Origin of the sequence: Paenibacillus sp. FSL R7-0297, assembly GCF_038009025.1 — a bacterium.
GTDB lineage: Bacteria > Bacillota > Bacilli > Paenibacillales > Paenibacillaceae > Paenibacillus_AQ.
Genome location: NZ_JBBPAQ010000001.1, coordinates 3,529,368 through 3,543,971, shown reverse-complemented (window position 1 = coordinate 3,543,971; position 14,604 = coordinate 3,529,368). Strand labels below are relative to the sequence as shown.

The 14,604-nt window shown below is 51.2% G+C and carries 16 protein-coding genes; 7 read left to right on the top strand and 9 right to left on the bottom strand.

All coding sequences use genetic code 11. The annotated features are described in order from the left end of the window. Positions 1–9: 9 nt before the first annotated feature. Complete coding sequence (locus MKZ24_RS15385; RefSeq protein ID WP_042237987.1) at positions 10–483, bottom strand: general stress protein; 474 nt, start codon at positions 481–483, stop codon at positions 10–12. Positions 484–694: 211 nt separating this feature from the next. On the opposite strand from MKZ24_RS15385, the gene MKZ24_RS15380 reads away from it, so the two are divergent. Next, on the top strand, positions 695–1,834 hold the full coding sequence (locus MKZ24_RS15380) for an AI-2E family transporter (protein ID WP_063840078.1): 1,140 nt from the start codon (positions 695–697) through the stop codon (positions 1,832–1,834). A gap of 899 nt (positions 1,835–2,733) precedes the next feature. On the opposite strand, the gene MKZ24_RS15375 is transcribed toward MKZ24_RS15380, so the two are convergent. The 4 genes from MKZ24_RS15375 to MKZ24_RS15360 all read right to left on the bottom strand — a co-directional run bounded on the left by MKZ24_RS15375 (position 2,734) and on the right by MKZ24_RS15360 (position 5,308). Beyond that, positions 2,734–3,138 carry a hypothetical protein gene (locus MKZ24_RS15375; protein ID WP_039295375.1) on the bottom strand — a complete coding sequence of 135 codons (405 nt, stop codon included), beginning with the start codon at positions 3,136–3,138 and terminating at the stop codon, positions 2,734–2,736. Between the two features lie 31 nt (positions 3,139–3,169). Then, positions 3,170–3,838, bottom strand: coding sequence for a uracil-DNA glycosylase (gene ung, locus MKZ24_RS15370; RefSeq protein WP_039295373.1), 669 nt, complete (start codon positions 3,836–3,838; stop codon positions 3,170–3,172). A 70-nt stretch (positions 3,839–3,908) separates the two neighbouring features. Continuing rightward, a complete protein-coding gene (rnhA, locus tag MKZ24_RS15365; RefSeq protein WP_340784296.1) occupies positions 3,909–4,574 on the bottom strand; it encodes a ribonuclease H in 666 nt (221 codons plus the stop codon). 158 nt (positions 4,575–4,732) lie between these two features. After that, on the bottom strand, positions 4,733–5,308 hold the full coding sequence (locus tag MKZ24_RS15360) for a TetR/AcrR family transcriptional regulator (RefSeq protein ID WP_340784295.1): 576 nt from the start codon (positions 5,306–5,308) through the stop codon (positions 4,733–4,735). Between the two features lie 162 nt (positions 5,309–5,470). Between MKZ24_RS15360 and MKZ24_RS15355 the strand changes: the two genes are divergently transcribed. The 3 genes from MKZ24_RS15355 (at position 5,471) to MKZ24_RS15345 (ending at position 8,466) form a co-directional block, all read left to right on the top strand. Then, positions 5,471–6,031, top strand: a complete 561-nt coding sequence (locus tag MKZ24_RS15355; RefSeq protein ID WP_042138799.1) for a hypothetical protein — start codon at positions 5,471–5,473, stop codon at positions 6,029–6,031. A gap of 89 nt (positions 6,032–6,120) precedes the next feature. Beyond that, complete coding sequence (locus MKZ24_RS15350) at positions 6,121–7,479, top strand: metallophosphoesterase (protein WP_340784289.1); 1,359 nt, start codon at positions 6,121–6,123, stop codon at positions 7,477–7,479. Positions 7,480–7,563: 84 nt separating this feature from the next. After that, positions 7,564–8,466 carry a manganese catalase family protein gene (locus MKZ24_RS15345; RefSeq protein ID WP_039295366.1) on the top strand — a complete coding sequence of 301 codons (903 nt, stop codon included), beginning with the start codon at positions 7,564–7,566 and terminating at the stop codon, positions 8,464–8,466. Between the two features lie 186 nt (positions 8,467–8,652). On the opposite strand, the gene MKZ24_RS15340 is transcribed toward MKZ24_RS15345, so the two are convergent. The 3 genes from MKZ24_RS15340 to MKZ24_RS15330 form a co-directional block, all read right to left on the bottom strand. After that, positions 8,653–8,934, bottom strand: a complete 282-nt coding sequence (locus MKZ24_RS15340) for a Dabb family protein (RefSeq protein WP_340784282.1) — start codon at positions 8,932–8,934, stop codon at positions 8,653–8,655. Then, positions 8,934–10,058, bottom strand: coding sequence for a hypothetical protein (locus tag MKZ24_RS15335; protein ID WP_340784279.1), 1,125 nt, complete (start codon positions 10,056–10,058; stop codon positions 8,934–8,936). The genes MKZ24_RS15340 and MKZ24_RS15335 overlap by 1 nt, the downstream gene beginning before the upstream one ends. A gap of 336 nt (positions 10,059–10,394) precedes the next feature. Continuing rightward, on the bottom strand, positions 10,395–10,925 hold the full coding sequence (locus tag MKZ24_RS15330) for a hypothetical protein (protein WP_340784276.1): 531 nt from the start codon (positions 10,923–10,925) through the stop codon (positions 10,395–10,397). Positions 10,926–11,183: 258 nt separating this feature from the next. Here MKZ24_RS15330 and MKZ24_RS15325 point away from each other — a divergent pair, with 258 nt between their 5' ends. Continuing rightward, positions 11,184–11,411 carry a hypothetical protein gene (locus MKZ24_RS15325; protein ID WP_052416612.1) on the top strand — a complete coding sequence of 76 codons (228 nt, stop codon included), beginning with the start codon at positions 11,184–11,186 and terminating at the stop codon, positions 11,409–11,411. Between the two features lie 148 nt (positions 11,412–11,559). Here the strand turns inward: MKZ24_RS15325 and MKZ24_RS15320 are convergent, their stop codons facing one another. Further along, a complete protein-coding gene (locus MKZ24_RS15320) occupies positions 11,560–11,808 on the bottom strand; it encodes a hypothetical protein (protein ID WP_042238005.1) in 249 nt (82 codons plus the stop codon). A 187-nt stretch (positions 11,809–11,995) separates the two neighbouring features. On the opposite strand from MKZ24_RS15320, the gene MKZ24_RS15315 reads away from it, so the two are divergent. Then, complete coding sequence (locus MKZ24_RS15315; protein ID WP_081956602.1) at positions 11,996–12,991, top strand: LacI family DNA-binding transcriptional regulator; 996 nt, start codon at positions 11,996–11,998, stop codon at positions 12,989–12,991. A 181-nt stretch (positions 12,992–13,172) separates the two neighbouring features. Then, positions 13,173–14,594 carry a tagaturonate reductase gene (locus MKZ24_RS15310; RefSeq protein ID WP_340784272.1) on the top strand — a complete coding sequence of 474 codons (1,422 nt, stop codon included), beginning with the start codon at positions 13,173–13,175 and terminating at the stop codon, positions 14,592–14,594. The last annotated feature ends 10 nt before the right edge of the window (positions 14,595–14,604 follow it).

The window sequence follows — 14,604 nt, the reverse complement described above, 5'->3', positions numbered from 1 at the left end:
TTCTTGTGCTTAAGAAATCTTCAAAGGCAGAACCTGATGCTTCGCGAATATAGAGTCCACCTTCTCTCGCTGCTCCTCCTCATCAAGGAAAACAATGACTATAATATGCTCCAGCTCTACATGCCTGGCATAAGCCTCCGCATCCTCCTGCAGAATGCCAATACCGATCAGACTTACAGTAAGACCATCCGTTTCAATATCCGCTCCAGCCAGTTTGCGTGCAGCCGGACCCGCAGCCACAGCAGTATCGGCCAGCATGTCGAGTCCAACTCCTAACCCGCGGGCTGTACCGAATAATCCCTCATTGCCTTCCCCGGTCTGCGCAGTACCAATTCCGGTATCGTGGCTGATGATCTCCAGCGTATTTTTCTGCTTGGTTACTGCAGATATATTCTTCGAATTGATTCCATTCTCTTTCATTTCCCCAATCGCCAGTGCAGCATCGGTCCGATGGCCAAAAATCCCGAGTACCAATGTAGGCATCTAACATCCCTCCTGTTAGTGCGATATTACCACTCTGCCTGCAGCTTGAACCTGACGGCAAGACTCACCAGTAGTGAATCAATCTCTCCTAATTCGGTTATAAAGATAGAATCAGGCAAATTGATATACAGCAGTCTTATAAAATAAGATAGAACGCTGTTGCTCCTGATGCGTATACATAAACATAAATTATAAGATTGGAGGGGCTCCTGTGCTTCAAAGCAAATATTTCCGGACAAGCCTGGCCATTATCGCCTTTTTGACGATATTGTATCTGGGTTCCAAAGTTATCTTCTTATTCACGCCTCTCGTGTCCATCTTTAATCTTCTGCTTGTGCCAATGATGCTGTCGGGCTTCATGTTTTATCTGCTTCGCCCGCTCGTCAACTTTCTGGAGACCAAAAAACTTGGACGCGCACTCTCGATTCTCCTAATCTATCTCGTCTTTATCGGATTGTTCGTCCTGTTCTGGGTGCTGGTCTGGCCGACATTGCGCGAGCAAATCCAGAATTTCATTGACAACACGCCGTATCTGGTAGAGGGACTGCAGAATCAGTTCAACAAGCTGCAGAATGATCCGTCATTATCCCGTTTTTTCAAGGGCGATACCGATCTGGCTACCCGGCTCTCCGGGTACTTGAATGACGCTATTACCTGGGTGACCAATTCCATGTCCAATCTGATCGGTGTCATCTCCAGCATCGTAGTAGTCATCGCCACGCTGCCGATTATTCTCTATTACATGCTGAAGGATGGACATAAGCTGTCTCCGATTCTTCAGGGCCTGATACCAAGAAAGTTCCGCAAGGAAGGCCAGGATATGCTGAAGGATATCGACAGTGCGCTAAGCGGCTTCATCGTTACGCGCGTCCTGCTGAATGTGGTGCTGGGCATTATTCTCTACATCGGATTCCTGGTAATCGGCCTGCCTTATTCCCTGTTGCTGGCCGTCATCTCCATTCCGCTTAACTTCATTCCGTATGTCGGCTCGCTGCTAGCGGCAATCCCGGTTATTATCGTAGGATTCATTGAATCACCTTCGATGGCGCTCTGGTCTCTGGTCATCATCGTCGTTGCCCAGCAGATTCAGGATAATGTTCTGTCACCGATTATCTACGGTAAATCCCTGGATGTACATCCGCTGACAACCGTTGTGCTTGTCCTGATAGGCGGCGACTTCTTCGGCATTATCGGTGTGCTCATTGCGCTGCCTGTATATATGATTCTCAAAATCCTCTTCTTGCGAATTTATGAAATCATTATCGCTGAGCGTGAGGATGATCCGGGCGGTCCCGGGCCTATAGCACCGGAAGGGATTGAGGTCGAGATAGTTAAGGAAGAGCAGTTGTAGTTCAGTTAAACCTGGTTTGAGTGTTATATTTCAAGACTGATTCGCCCAAGGGCGAATTCTGCTGGAGCAGATGGGGCATGTGCGAACTAATATAAGCTCATACAGGCAATAAAGCTTATAAGGCAACCTCACATTGCTCCAAGTAGACTAATTCTGGGATACCAGGGGGTGGAATCAAGGGCATTAATGCCCCTCATTTGCTCATTTGGGTTGCGTCCGGTAGAATCAAGGGCATTAATGCCCCTCATTTGCTCATTTGGGTTGCGTCCGGGGGAATCAAGGGCATTAATGCCCCTCATTTGCTCATTTGGGTTGCGTCCGGTGGAATCAAGGGCATTAATGCCCCTCATTTGCTCATTTGGGTTGCGTCCGAGGGAATCAAGGGCATTAATGCCCCTCATTTGCTCATTTGGGTTGCGTCCGGTGAAATCAAGGGCATTAATGCCCCTCATTTGCTCATTTGGGTTGCGTCCGGTGAAATCAAGGGCATTAATGCCCCTCATTTGCTCATTTGGGTTGCGTCCGGTGGAATCAAGAGCACTAATGTTCCTCATTTGGTCATTTGCTCAAAGTTCGACGGAATTAGAGGGATTTATCCCCTTGATTTCTCCGTTCCGCCTACTTTCGGCGGGATTAGAGGAATTTATCCCTTTAATTTCCCTGTTCCGCTTACTATCGGCGGGAACAGAGGGATTTCTGATATAAGAATAAGAATTAATTCATTCTACAAACGGATCGCCACAATTCGAAAGCATCTTATCTATAACTAATACGCAGATCTTATCCACAACAGTCAAATATCATAATATCCAAATAACAAAAACAGCAAAACGGGCAAATCTCTTATTTAGAGGTTTGCCCGTTTTGCTGTACCTTCCGAAGCCTTCCGTTCCGCAATCTCAGCCCCGCAGAGAGCGCACCACAAAAATGTGATTGCCCTTCAGCAGGTTCTGCCCGTCGCGGAGCGTGACTGAACCCTTAGTGTGCGCTACGATGGTCGTATTGAGGGCAACCAGCTGATCACCTTTCCAGATGGTGACCGCCGACTTGAAATATACTGCGTTGTCAAACTGCTGGCGTTCCCTCATCACGTACCCTACAGAATGGAGGACCGGGGGCAATGCCCTCTCCTTGGGAGCCAATGCCTTGATGAACACAATGTCACGAAAAGGGACGGCAATCTCCTGATGTCCGATTACGGCTACCGAAGCTGCAGGGTCCCATCTGCGCAGCACGCCTTTCATGATCGTATATGGCTCTTCTCCGCAGTACATAATGACCGGTCTGCCTACCCAATGCTTCATGGCTCCACCCCCTTCGCTGTGTCCGTGCTACTTATACATTCGGTATGGACCAATCGATTCCTGTAAGCCCGTGCGACTCCAGATAGGAGTTAGCCTGTGAGAACGGATGGCTGCCGAGAAATCCGCGGTGGGCCGAGAACGGACTTGGATGCGGAGACTGAATAACCTTATGCCTGCTGCGGTCAATCGAAGCCCCTTTGAGCTGAGCATGACTGCCCCACAGGATGAACACCATCGGTTCTGTCCGTTCATTCAGCTTCTCCATGATGGCATCTGTAAACGTCTCCCAGCCCAGGCCTTTATGCGAGTTCGGCTGGCCTTCACGTACGGTCAGCACTGCGTTAAGCATCAGCACCCCTTCTTCTGCCCAGTGGAGCAGAGAACCATGGTTCGGCACAGGTACGCCCAGATCATTATGCAGCTCGGTATAAATATTGCGCAGTGACGGAGGAATCCGCACTCCCGGCTCGACCGAGAAACTCAGGCCATGAGCTTGTCCCGCCCCATGATACGGGTCCTGACCCAGAATGACCACCCGGGTCTTGCTGTAAGGCGTCAGCTTCAGCGCTGAGAACAGCTTGTCTTTTGGCGGATAGACTGTATATTGCTTATATTCACGTGCCAGCGCATAACGCAGCTCTTCAAAATAGGGCTTATGCGTTTCTTCCTGCAGTACCTCATCCCAATCATTGCCAAACATCCCGTTCTCCTCCTGCTTGCTTCCCTGTAGTATTCATTCATTACCTGTTATTAACCAGAACCCGCAGAATTTATTTGCGCCCGTAATCTGCTTTGATCTCGCCCCACACCTTAGTCTGCCATTTCAGCACCTTATTCTCATATGTATGGCTGCGCAGCCAGCTCTCCGCCCGGTCAATCAGCGTCCAGATTTCCGCTGTGGAAGCATCCCGGGGCAAGGTAGTAGCGACCTTCTTCTGCTTCACCCACTTCATAGCATTCACGGAGTCGGTATAGACCGTACGGCTGCTGCCTTCCTTCTTAAGCAGAGCCAGCGCATGGACAATCGCCAGAAATTCCCCGAGGTTATTCGTTCCCTTACTGATTGGACCGCAGGAAAAAATAATGTCTCCGGTCTGCGTGTCTACGCCTTTGTATTCTACCGGTCCGGGATTGCCGCGGGTGCCGACATCTACAGAGATGCTGTCATAATCAATCTCCTCTGACGTTTCTACCGAGGCACTGCGGCTCCAGCTGTTTGCCGTTTTACTCTTGGCACCTGCGCCGGATGATGTAGGTCCTGTTCCCCAGTTGCCTTTCCAGCCCGCCTTATAGGCCGTATCCGCCGCCGCTTTGCTCTCATAGGATTTATATTTCGCTCCGGTATAGTGATCGGTCTGCGCCTGGCATTCTGCCCAAGTGCTGTACACTCCCGGCTGCTTGCCTTCCCACACCACATAGTATTTCTGCTTAGCCATGAATACGTCTCCTTCCTGCACGCTGATGAATCATCAAAAACATATTGTAATCCAAACAGCAGCGATATTGAAGTGAAAATAAGCTCAGCACCACTGCTGTGAGCCTAAATTAAAATTGGATAATTACCAGCAGGCGTGTTCATACTATTAGGGTCGCATTATTCCAATACGGCAAGCGTAGTGTTAACGATAGTCTGGAGCTTGTTAATATCCCGGGTGGTTTTGACCATGACCCGCAGCCCGACGAGGGCATTATGCAGATAAGCAGCAAGCGCGGAGGCCTGATACCGACCGGAGAGCTCACCGCTAGCCTGTCCGTGCTGGATCAGCCGTTCAATGAGACGTTCGGTATTCAGAAAAGCATCATTCGCTTTGGTTGCTGCTTCCGGATCATGATTGGACAGCTCCACTGCGGTATTCACCAGCAGACAACCCTTGGGCTCGTCTTCACTTCTGTGAATCGTTGCTTCGAACAGCAGGGTGATCGCAGCTTTAGCCGAGGAAATACCTTCGATCCGGCTCTCCATCCGGGAGGCGTTGATGGCTGCGAACCGCTCCAGTGCTTTTATATATAAAGTATGCTTGTCTCCAAATGTGTCATACATGCTTCTCTTGTGAATCCCCATGCCAGTTACAAGATCCTGCATCGAGGTTTTCTCATAGCCCTGCTGCCAGAAGATATTCATCGCCTTTAACAGTACATCATCAATCTCGAATTCTTTGCTTCTCGCCATCACCATGCTCCTTTCTGAGTCAATTTTACCATTTATAGAACGATCGGTAAATATAATTAACAATTGTGAATTGAATCACATTAATTCCGCACTAGTCATTCTATATTAATTTTAAAGGAAAAATAAATCTACAGCAACACACACCATAAGGAGGTTATTTACATGAGAAAGCTCGCAGCAATAGCAGCCGTATTCACTCTGACCCTGCTCGTCGGATGCGGCAACTCGGCCAACAACAATGCGGCAAATACAAACACGTCCGCAAATAACGGCAATACGGCCACGGCCACCGAAGCACCGGATGCTGTAACATCAGTCTCCGTCGTTGATAATAATGAAGCCTTCAAGAAGGCGATCAGCAAAGACGGCCACTGGATCGCCGCAGTCCTGAATGACCTGACCTTCACGGAAGAGCTTGTGGTAGACGGACAGTTCATCAATAAGGAAGAGCCGGCCCGCAAAATCGCGCTCTATACCCAGGATGCAGATCACAACATCACCAATTCCTTCACACTTACCGCTCCAAAAATGACAATCCGCAGTGAAAATGCCCGTATTCAGGGCGGTACCTTTGTTGGGGATGTCTACGTTGAAGCTGACGGCTTCGCTGTTGTGAATGCTACCATCGAAGGCAATGTCTATTTCTCGGATGCCAAATACCAGGCTACCTACACAGCAGCTGACCAAGGCAAGGTAACCGGTGTGACTGAAGTCAAGAAATAAGTTATTCTGTACAGGAGGTGTTCCCTTCAGGGCAATCTTGCCGGGGACACCTTTTTGCGGTTTCTACCAGGAAAAGAGGTGCAGAACCCATGTTATCCGTCCGTAAGTCCGTCATACTCTCCCTATTGCTGCTGCTGTTCTCATCCTGCAGCGGGCAAGAAGAGAATCAACAACCGCAATACCGTATACAGTCCGGCCATGATCTTAGTATTCTTACGACTACCGATACGCACTATTTATCTCAAAGCCTGCGGGATCTCGGGCCTGCCTTCAATCAGTTTCTGGCTGCCGGAGATGGTAAACAGCTGGGATACAGCAACGAAATGATGGAAGCCCTCGGATACGACATTGGCATCCGTAAGCCGGATGCCGTCATCATTAGCGGGGATCTAAGCAACAATGGTGAAGAAGCCAGCCATAAGGACCTGGCCAAACATCTGAAGACCATTGAACAGGAGACCGGGACCCGGGTATATGTGACTCCCGGCAATCACGATATTCAGAATCCCTGGGCCCGCAAATTCAAAGGCCCGCGCCAATCCCCTGCGGATTCCGTTACAGCCAAAGAATTCCGCAAATTCTATGGCAGCTTCGGTTACGATGAAGCGCTGCTGGAGGATGAGGATTCGCTGAGCTATCTCGCCGCCCCGTCGGATGATTTATGGCTGCTTATGCTCGACACCGCGCAGTACAAGAATAATAAAATTCTGGGAAATCCGCAGCTTGAGGGCAAGGTGAGCGCTTCGACCCTCAAATGGATTGATACCTGCGGTGAAATGGCTGCGGCACATGATGCTCAGATCGTAGCAGTCATGCATCACAGCCTGCTGGATCACAGCGATTTCATCCAGGAGGGCTTCACTGTCGATGATAACGGGCAGGTTATTGACGCCCTGCTGCGCAATAATATCCATACCACACTCAGCGGCCACATTCATATTCAGGATATAAGTGAATATCAGAAGGACGGTAACAGCATCTTTGACATCGCAGACAGTGCCTTATCGGTATTCCCGCATCAATACGGCATCTTAAACTATTCAGCTGCCAATCAGACCCTGGATTACAATACGGCTAAATTAGGGATGGAGCTGTGGGCCGCAGCCTCGGGCAGCACAGATCAGAATCTGCTACAGTTCAACACTTACAGCGAAGCGAATTTCCGCAAGCGCTCCGCGACCCGCAGTTATTCCCGGCTGACCGCGGACACAGCCTATGCTAATTACACGGATACCGAGCTGAAAGCGATGGCGGATGTGGTCGGCCGGCTGAATGAGATTTATTTTGCAGGGACCGCCAGTACTGACAATGCGGCTGTAATCAACACGGAAGGCTACCGCCTCTGGCAGAAGGCCCCCGCCAGCGGGACTAGAAGTTATGTCCTGAGCATGGCTGCACGGGAGCAGAAGAACAACCACCAGCTGCATGTACAGCTTCCGGTCCGTTGATGTTTGAGCATGAAGGATTGCGTTTAATTTAGGGCTGTACAGCAATATCATGACTGCTGAAGCGCTAAGGAGGATGACAAGCCAATGTTCAAACGCATGGATGAGATTATGATTGAGATTCCGGACGTCGAGAAACCAGATCCGAATGCTGCTGCGGCTGTACAGGAACTGCTTGGCGGTAAATTTGGTGAGATGTCAACACTCAACAACTATCTGTATCAGTCCTTTAACTTCCGTTCCAAGGAGAAGCTGAAGCCCTTCTACGATCTGGTAATGAGCATTACCGCAGAGGAGTTAGGCCATGTCGAACTCGTCTCCCACGCGGTTAACAAATGTCTTAGAGGTTCCACGGATTATAAGAAGCCGGACTCTACTCCATTGGATGCTGTAAAAGATGCCCGGCTGTCCTATCACTTCCTGGCCGGAGCCCAGGGTGCCATGCCGTTCGATTCCATGGGTAACCCCTGGACCGGGGCCAATGTGTTCAACAGCGGCAACCTCGTGGAAGATCTGCTGCATAACTTCTTCCTGGAATGCGGGGCCAGAACACATAAAATGAAGGTCTACGAAATGACCGACCATCCGGCTGCACGTGCTGTTGTCGGCTTCCTCCTTGTCCGTGGAGGCGTTCATGTGGTCGCTTATGCCAAGGCACTAGAGATTGCCACAGGCGTCAATGTAACCAAGCTTGTGCCGATCCCTTCCCTTGACAACAAATCGTTCAATGAAGCTAGAAAGTATGAAGAAAAAGGCGTGCATACGAAGCTGTACACCTGGAGTGATAAGGATTTCAGCTCCATTGACCAGATCTGGAAGGGCACCCATCCAGAGGACGGGCTTCCGCTTGAGGTTATTCAAGGCGTGCCTGAAGGTGTACCGATCCCCGAGGCTCCCGAGTCCAAGGAGGAATTCGCACCGGGAATCTCGGCCGAGGAATTCAAGGAGATTGCCAAACGGCTTAAGATGGCAGGCAATATCAAAGATTAGACAGGGCTGGTGTTGGCGTATATTTTATGCGGTGAACACAGGCTGGCTGAAATAAAGAAGCGGATGTTCCGGAAGCCCTGAGAGGGCTGCATGGACATCCGCTTTGTTGTGCAGGTTGGTGCAGGAGGAGGTTGCGGATTATCCGCATATCCCTCAAGATTCGCTGAATCCCTGACTTTTACCGAATCAGGATTCATAACAGAAGGAAGCTGCCGACTGCAGAACACCAGTAATGTACTCCGAAACCCTGACATGCACCGGATGAACCAGATAGGCTTCCAGATCCGCCATGCTCTCATATTGCACAATCAGCATCAGATCGTAAGAGCCGCTGCGGACATCCACCTCCACCTTCAATTCATGGATTTGGCCGATTTGACCACGCATGCCCAGCAGCACTTCACGGGCTTCAGCAATGCGCTCCGGGCTGTTGTCCTTCAGCTTGATTAACAGATTGTTCGTAATCATTAAACCGTTCCCCTTTCATTCTGAGGTTCGAGAAGCAGTGATGTGCTTGCCGCTTCGCGGCCATTTACCAGCAGCGTCACGGTATGTTGTCCGGGATAATGCCGGCGGGTGGTCAGGTCGGCCCAGCGGTGCGTCCGTACACCAGCCAGTCTGGAACCCCCGGGGACTGTTTTGTCTGACAACAGAAAGAGCTTGCGGGAGGTCTTTCCTCCTGCCTTCACGAAGTCTATCCCGTATTCGATGCGGATACGCACCGGTTCACCTTCCCGGATGGTGAGGGCATACTGCAGTTCGCAGTGGTCACCGATCCGCAGCTCAGCCGGTTCTGCCGCGAGGACAGCAGCGGTGACCAGCGGCGCACCGCTCTCTTCAGGAGCATAACCGAACAGCTCCATAATCTCCGGGGCCGCCTTACGGATCAGCGACCGGCAGCCATGCCGCACAATCCAGTCCGTATTCACATTGTTGCCTTTCCAGCGGCGGGCTGTCTCAATGACGACAGCCGGATGATCCTTCGCGATATCGTTCAGATTGTTGGCCACACTCTTGCGTACATAGAGCGACGGGTCCGCCTTCAGCTTCTCCAGCAGCGGCAGCACCGGGGACGGATCGCGCTTGAACATCGGCAGCGCCTGGCCCCATGGGAGACGGGGCCGGCTGCCTTCGCTGGCCAGACGCCGCACATGCTCATCCGGATGCTCTGCCCAGGCCAGCATCTGAATCATCATCCGCTCCGGGTCCCGCAGCATGAACGGCCTGACGGCGAACTCTGCCGAGGATTTCGGCGTGAACCGTTCCAGCGCCGCCATGGACAACTCCCAGTGCTCCTCCCTGCCGCCGAACACCTCGATGAAATCAGGGAAGATCAGATACGGAAACCCGACACAGTCTTTATCGATGGCGTACAAAATATCTAATGCTTCTTCATAACGCGATGGCAGGAATGCCCCCAGAGTCTCTGTGATCCGCCGCATCCGCGCCTTAAGCTCCAGTTCCTCCCAAGGCTCTTTCATTGCCGCAGCGGTGAAGTCCTCCGCATCAAATGAACCGTATACGGCATGGATCTTAGTGCCGAGGCTGCGCAGGAATTCCTTGTTGTACATTGCTTTTAATGGTTCCGCCATCCTATGATTCCTCCTGCTGATTGTGTTCAGATCACTTGTCAGAACAGCGTAACATAACAAACTGGACAGCCTTATGTCACGTTAAAATGATTCCCGTCCAATACCTTGGCACGGCTTAATAAAATATGCCCAACGACAGCGCCATCCTGCTCGGCAACAATGGACAGCTCCGGCACGAACTCCTCCGAAGCTCTGATCCGCTCAATCAGCCTGGATTCATCCTCCCGGTTCCGAATGCCTTGACATTCAGTTCAAATACTTGACTATAATCCTGCGCCGCTGTCTCGGTTCTTATCTGCATCTGAGTTTCCCCTTCCATAATAACGGTTATGCCGGTCAGTTAATCAGGCGCTCCACTTCTTCAATGCTTTTCTTCGCCCGGCTGTTCAGCGCCCGCTTGTCCTTGAGTCCGAGCTGCTGCAGCTCATGGCCGGGGTCTGTCACCAGCGGCTGTGTTACCACACTTTCTAGCAGTTGCACGGCGATCCGGCAGGCGCTGAAAAGCAGTTCGCGGGTAATTACTATTTTATGGGCGCGGATGATGTCTACCAGAGCTTCTGCATACATCAGTCTGACTATACTGTCTGCGCTCATCAGGTTGCGGGAGGCGAAAGAAGCTGTCTTGTCCACAATGACCGGGTCCTGATAGTTCTTGGACAAGGCTTCAAGCCCGGCAACAGCCTCCCAGTCCCTGATCGACAGACGCCCGCACCCTTCCGCGATCATCTCCTGAAACCATTGAAGCTCCATTTCCCGGACAATGCCATATTGTTTGTACTGCTTAAGGGCACCTTCACGGTGCATTTGGGCCGGGCTGCCCAGATACCGGATGAATATCTCCCGTGCTTGCCGCGTTTCTGCTTCCATACTGCCCTCCACCTTATTTGCTATATTTTTTTGTTCACCATAACCATTAACGCCAGGGTAGTATAAACCGTCTTTCTCCCAACACTCACGAGGGAACAGCCACCTTCATCCTTCGTCCGGCCTTCAAGCACAATTCCGGGAAAATTTTCAACTATTTCAGAAAAGAAATCCTATTTTCAAAACCCGCTGTGTGTCGTAGAATAGTGCTTAAGATTCTTCAACGTTATATTCATATTACAAATGGAAGGGGCTGGGATTATGCCGCAGACACTGGTCCAAAATGCTGATTTCTGGGTTGCCGCTTTATCGCAGACCTTCGTGTCCGCCTTGCAGCTTGACCCCGATGGAATGTACTCCCAGGTTGGAGTCGGAATTGTAGAGAAGTTCTCCGAGGAATATGTGCGGCTCAAAAGATTCGACGGCACTGTCTCGCATTATGCCCGCGATATTACCAAATTCCAGCACAATCAAGCCCCACGCCGCTAACAGGTCTATGATGTACTTTCCCCTTTGGGCCGGAGTTCTCCTGCTTGGGGGAAGTGAATTCCAATTGGTTTCCCCACAATGGGCCGATACCGCTACAGCCTGCCCGATGTCATTTCCTTGCCCTGCTCTGTTCGCTATAATCAGGTTCTCAAGCATCAGCTTCCGGCCGCCGAGGAACAGTGTAGGGTGTAGCAGCGCCTTGGCTTGTCTGTTCATGGTCATTACCACTTACCCGATGCCCACTATTAAGATTGGACCGGTATATTCTTACCGCCTCTTCATACACACCTGATATAATATACAGGGTCACCGGCTTCTCCAGCGGATCCCGTTCAAGTTCATCCACCGCTCCCTTGATACTCTGGTAATCGCAAAAGTCCCGCTTGCCCACCAGCATTGCTTCGTCCCCCCTGAAGAAACAGGTCCTGTTCAAACCGGCATTCTTTGTCACGTAAATTATACCGCCACTTCACAGTAATATTCCAGATAAATTTTAACGTGTGCATTTCAATAATGTCTTGACTTGATGCGGTTGTAGCACTAAACTGAAATCGTTAACAATTCTATTTTCCCGGAGAGATATTATGATTACTATCAAAGATATTGCACGCGTCGCCGGCGTCTCCCACACGACTGTATCCAGAGCGCTGAACGGCAGCCCGCTGATCAAGAAAGTCACCCGGGATAAGATTGAGCGAATCGCCGCGGAAATGAATTATGTACCGAATTACAGCGCCAAGAGTCTGGTTACGAAGAGATCATTCACCATCGGGCTGTTCTTCTCAAGCATTGAGCAGGGTACTTCAGCAAGCTTCCTGGTTGATGCGGTCAAAGGCATTACGCATATCCTGGATGAGAACTACAATCTGACCGTTAACGGAATAGACGGTGTCCATAATTTCAGCAATATTCAGCCCCAGCGTTTCGACGGCATTCTGGTCATGAGCCAGAGTGATGAGGATAATGCCTTCATCTATCATGTGAAGAAGATGGGCATACCGCTTGTGGTGCTGAACCGCCATCTGGAGGACCCGGGCATTATGAATGTTGTAGCCAATGACCGCGAAGGCGTAAAGGAAGCGATTGATTACGCTGTGCTTCAAGGGCACCGGAAGCTGGCCATTATTGAAGGGAAGCCCGGCTTCAAATCGTCAAGCGAACGCAAGCAAGGGTTCATGGACAGCCTGATTGCAGGCCGTCTGGCGCTTAATCCCGATTATTTCGCTTCAGGAGATTACAGCATCGAGAGCGGCTATGCGGCAATGACCGCGCTGCTCAGCCTTGAGGATCAGCCTACGGCTGTATTCTGCTCCAACGATGATATGGCCATTGGCGCGATGAACGCCTGTTATGCCCATAAGGTAGATGTGCCGGGACAGATATCCCTGATTGGATTCGACGATATTATGTTCGCCCGTTATACGAATCCTGCCCTGACCACCGTCCGCAAGCCCATTGCGGAGATCAGTGAGCTCGGTATGAAAATGCTGATTCAGCTGTTGCAGCAGCCCGAAACAGAGCCGCAGCAGCTATTCGTCAAGACCGGCCTCATGGTACGCGATACTGTCGCCAAGATCTGAGTTGAGTGCTGGTTCTGCGCAGTGAATTACCCGCACGTGCCGGGCTCCCCGGCTTGCCCCGCTTTGTATTTTCAGCAGACACGAATAACGTCTTACAATGACGCATTTCAGGGTTTGCTCTAAATAAAATGTTAACGTGTGCATTTATGATATTATACTTTAAAAGGAGATCATGACCATTATGACAAACCGTTTATCCAGAAGTACCCACCCGGGGTTAACCCTGCATCCTGAACGGATGATCCAATTCGGCGAAGGCAACTTTATGCGCGCCTTTGTTGACTGGCAGCTGCAGCAAATGAACAATCTTGGCCTGTTTAACGGAAGCGCCGTACTGATTCAGCCGATTGAACAAGGACCCGGGGGAGTCGGCGGATTCATGGCCGCCCAGGACAATCTCTACACCGTGCTGCTGAACGGCATTATGGATAACCAGACGGTCAACACGCGGGAAATCATCTCTTCGGTCAGCCGCGTTATTAACCCTTATAGCGATTACGGGAGTTATCTTGCGCTTGCAGAGAATGATGAGCTGGAATTCATCACCTCTAACACTACGGAAGCCGGTATTGCCTATCTTCCGGGCGACCGTGCAGACGGCACGCCGCCGAAGAGCTTCCCTGGCAAGCTGACTGCGCTGCTCCACCGCCGTTTCGAGCTAGGCAAAAAAGGCTTCGTCATCATCCCCTGCGAGCTGATCGACCGCAACGGTGAGAAATTGCAGGAAATTGTACAGCAATACGCCGCTGACTGGAATCTGGGCGGGGAATTCCTGCAATGGCTGAAGGAGGAGAATACCTTCTGCTGCAGTCTGGTTGACCGGATCGTTCCGGGTTATCCGCGCGATAAGGCCGCTGAGCTGGAAGCTGAACTGGGATATCTGGACCATGTGATGGTTACTGCCGAGCCTTTCCTGTTCTGGGTCATTGAAGGGCCGGAATCACTGGTTGAGCGCCTGCCGCTGGCCAAGGCCGGACTGAACGTTATAGTCACTCCTGATATGACGCCTTACCGCGAACGCAAGGTTCATCTGCTGAACGGGCCGCATACGGCAATGGTTCCACTGGGGTTACTGACGGGTCTGGAAACCGTTGAGGATGTTATGAATGACGAAACATTCTCCCGCTTCGTGAAGCAGCTGATCGAAGACGAACTGATTCCTATGCTGGATCTGCCTGCTGAAGAGCTGCTATCCTATGCGGATGCCGTGCAGGAACGGTTCAGAAATCCGTTCATTCGCCATGAGCTGACTTCCATCTCGCTGAACAGCATCTCCAAATTCAAAACCCGGCTACTTCCAGTGCTGCTCCGCTACCAGCAGGAACGCGGCAAGCTTCCGGAGCGGATTACGCTCGCCTTCGCCGCCCTCCTGCTCAGCTACCGCGGTGACCGAGTGCCGCTGCAGGACAGTCAGGAAATCCTGGAGATTTTCACACAGGCATGGAGTGATCCGGCAAGCTTCGCAGGCACCATTCTCAGCAACACCAGCCTGTGGGGACAGGATTTGTCCTTGCTGTCCGGACTCACAGCTGAGATTAACGCCCATCTTCAGCAGCTGGAGCAGCACGATTCCCGCGCCGCTCTGCAGCAGCTTGTCGGCTAGGAATAACTAT

What these genes read in the sequence shown, in the direction of transcription:
- MKZ24_RS15335 (WP_340784279.1), bottom strand. Translation starts at nt 10,058, where the DNA reads ATGGCGGAACCATTAAAAGCAATGTACAACAAGGAATTCCTGCGCAGC.
- MKZ24_RS15355 (WP_042138799.1), top strand. Translation starts at nt 5,471, where the DNA reads ATGAGAAAGCTCGCAGCAATAGCAGCCGTATTCACTCTGACCCTGCTC.
- rnhA (WP_340784296.1), bottom strand. Translation starts at nt 4,574, where the DNA reads ATGGCTAAGCAGAAATACTATGTGGTGTGGGAAGGCAAGCAGCCGGGA.
- ung (WP_039295373.1), bottom strand. Translation starts at nt 3,838, where the DNA reads ATGTTTGGCAATGATTGGGATGAGGTACTGCAGGAAGAAACGCATAAG.
- MKZ24_RS15375 (WP_039295375.1), bottom strand. Translation starts at nt 3,138, where the DNA reads ATGAAGCATTGGGTAGGCAGACCGGTCATTATGTACTGCGGAGAAGAG.
- MKZ24_RS15360 (WP_340784295.1), bottom strand. Translation starts at nt 5,308, where the DNA reads ATGGCGAGAAGCAAAGAATTCGAGATTGATGATGTACTGTTAAAGGCG.
- MKZ24_RS15345 (WP_039295366.1), top strand. Translation starts at nt 7,564, where the DNA reads ATGTTCAAACGCATGGATGAGATTATGATTGAGATTCCGGACGTCGAG.
- MKZ24_RS15310 (WP_340784272.1), top strand. Translation starts at nt 13,173, where the DNA reads ATGACAAACCGTTTATCCAGAAGTACCCACCCGGGGTTAACCCTGCAT.
- MKZ24_RS15315 (WP_081956602.1), top strand. Translation starts at nt 11,996, where the DNA reads ATGATTACTATCAAAGATATTGCACGCGTCGCCGGCGTCTCCCACACG.
- MKZ24_RS15350 (WP_340784289.1), top strand. Translation starts at nt 6,121, where the DNA reads ATGTTATCCGTCCGTAAGTCCGTCATACTCTCCCTATTGCTGCTGCTG.
- MKZ24_RS15385 (WP_042237987.1), bottom strand. Translation starts at nt 483, where the DNA reads ATGCCTACATTGGTACTCGGGATTTTTGGCCATCGGACCGATGCTGCA.
- MKZ24_RS15340 (WP_340784282.1), bottom strand. Translation starts at nt 8,934, where the DNA reads ATGATTACGAACAATCTGTTAATCAAGCTGAAGGACAACAGCCCGGAG.
- MKZ24_RS15330 (WP_340784276.1), bottom strand. Translation starts at nt 10,925, where the DNA reads ATGGAAGCAGAAACGCGGCAAGCACGGGAGATATTCATCCGGTATCTG.
- MKZ24_RS15320 (WP_042238005.1), bottom strand. Translation starts at nt 11,808, where the DNA reads ATGCTGGTGGGCAAGCGGGACTTTTGCGATTACCAGAGTATCAAGGGA.
- MKZ24_RS15325 (WP_052416612.1), top strand. Translation starts at nt 11,184, where the DNA reads ATGCCGCAGACACTGGTCCAAAATGCTGATTTCTGGGTTGCCGCTTTA.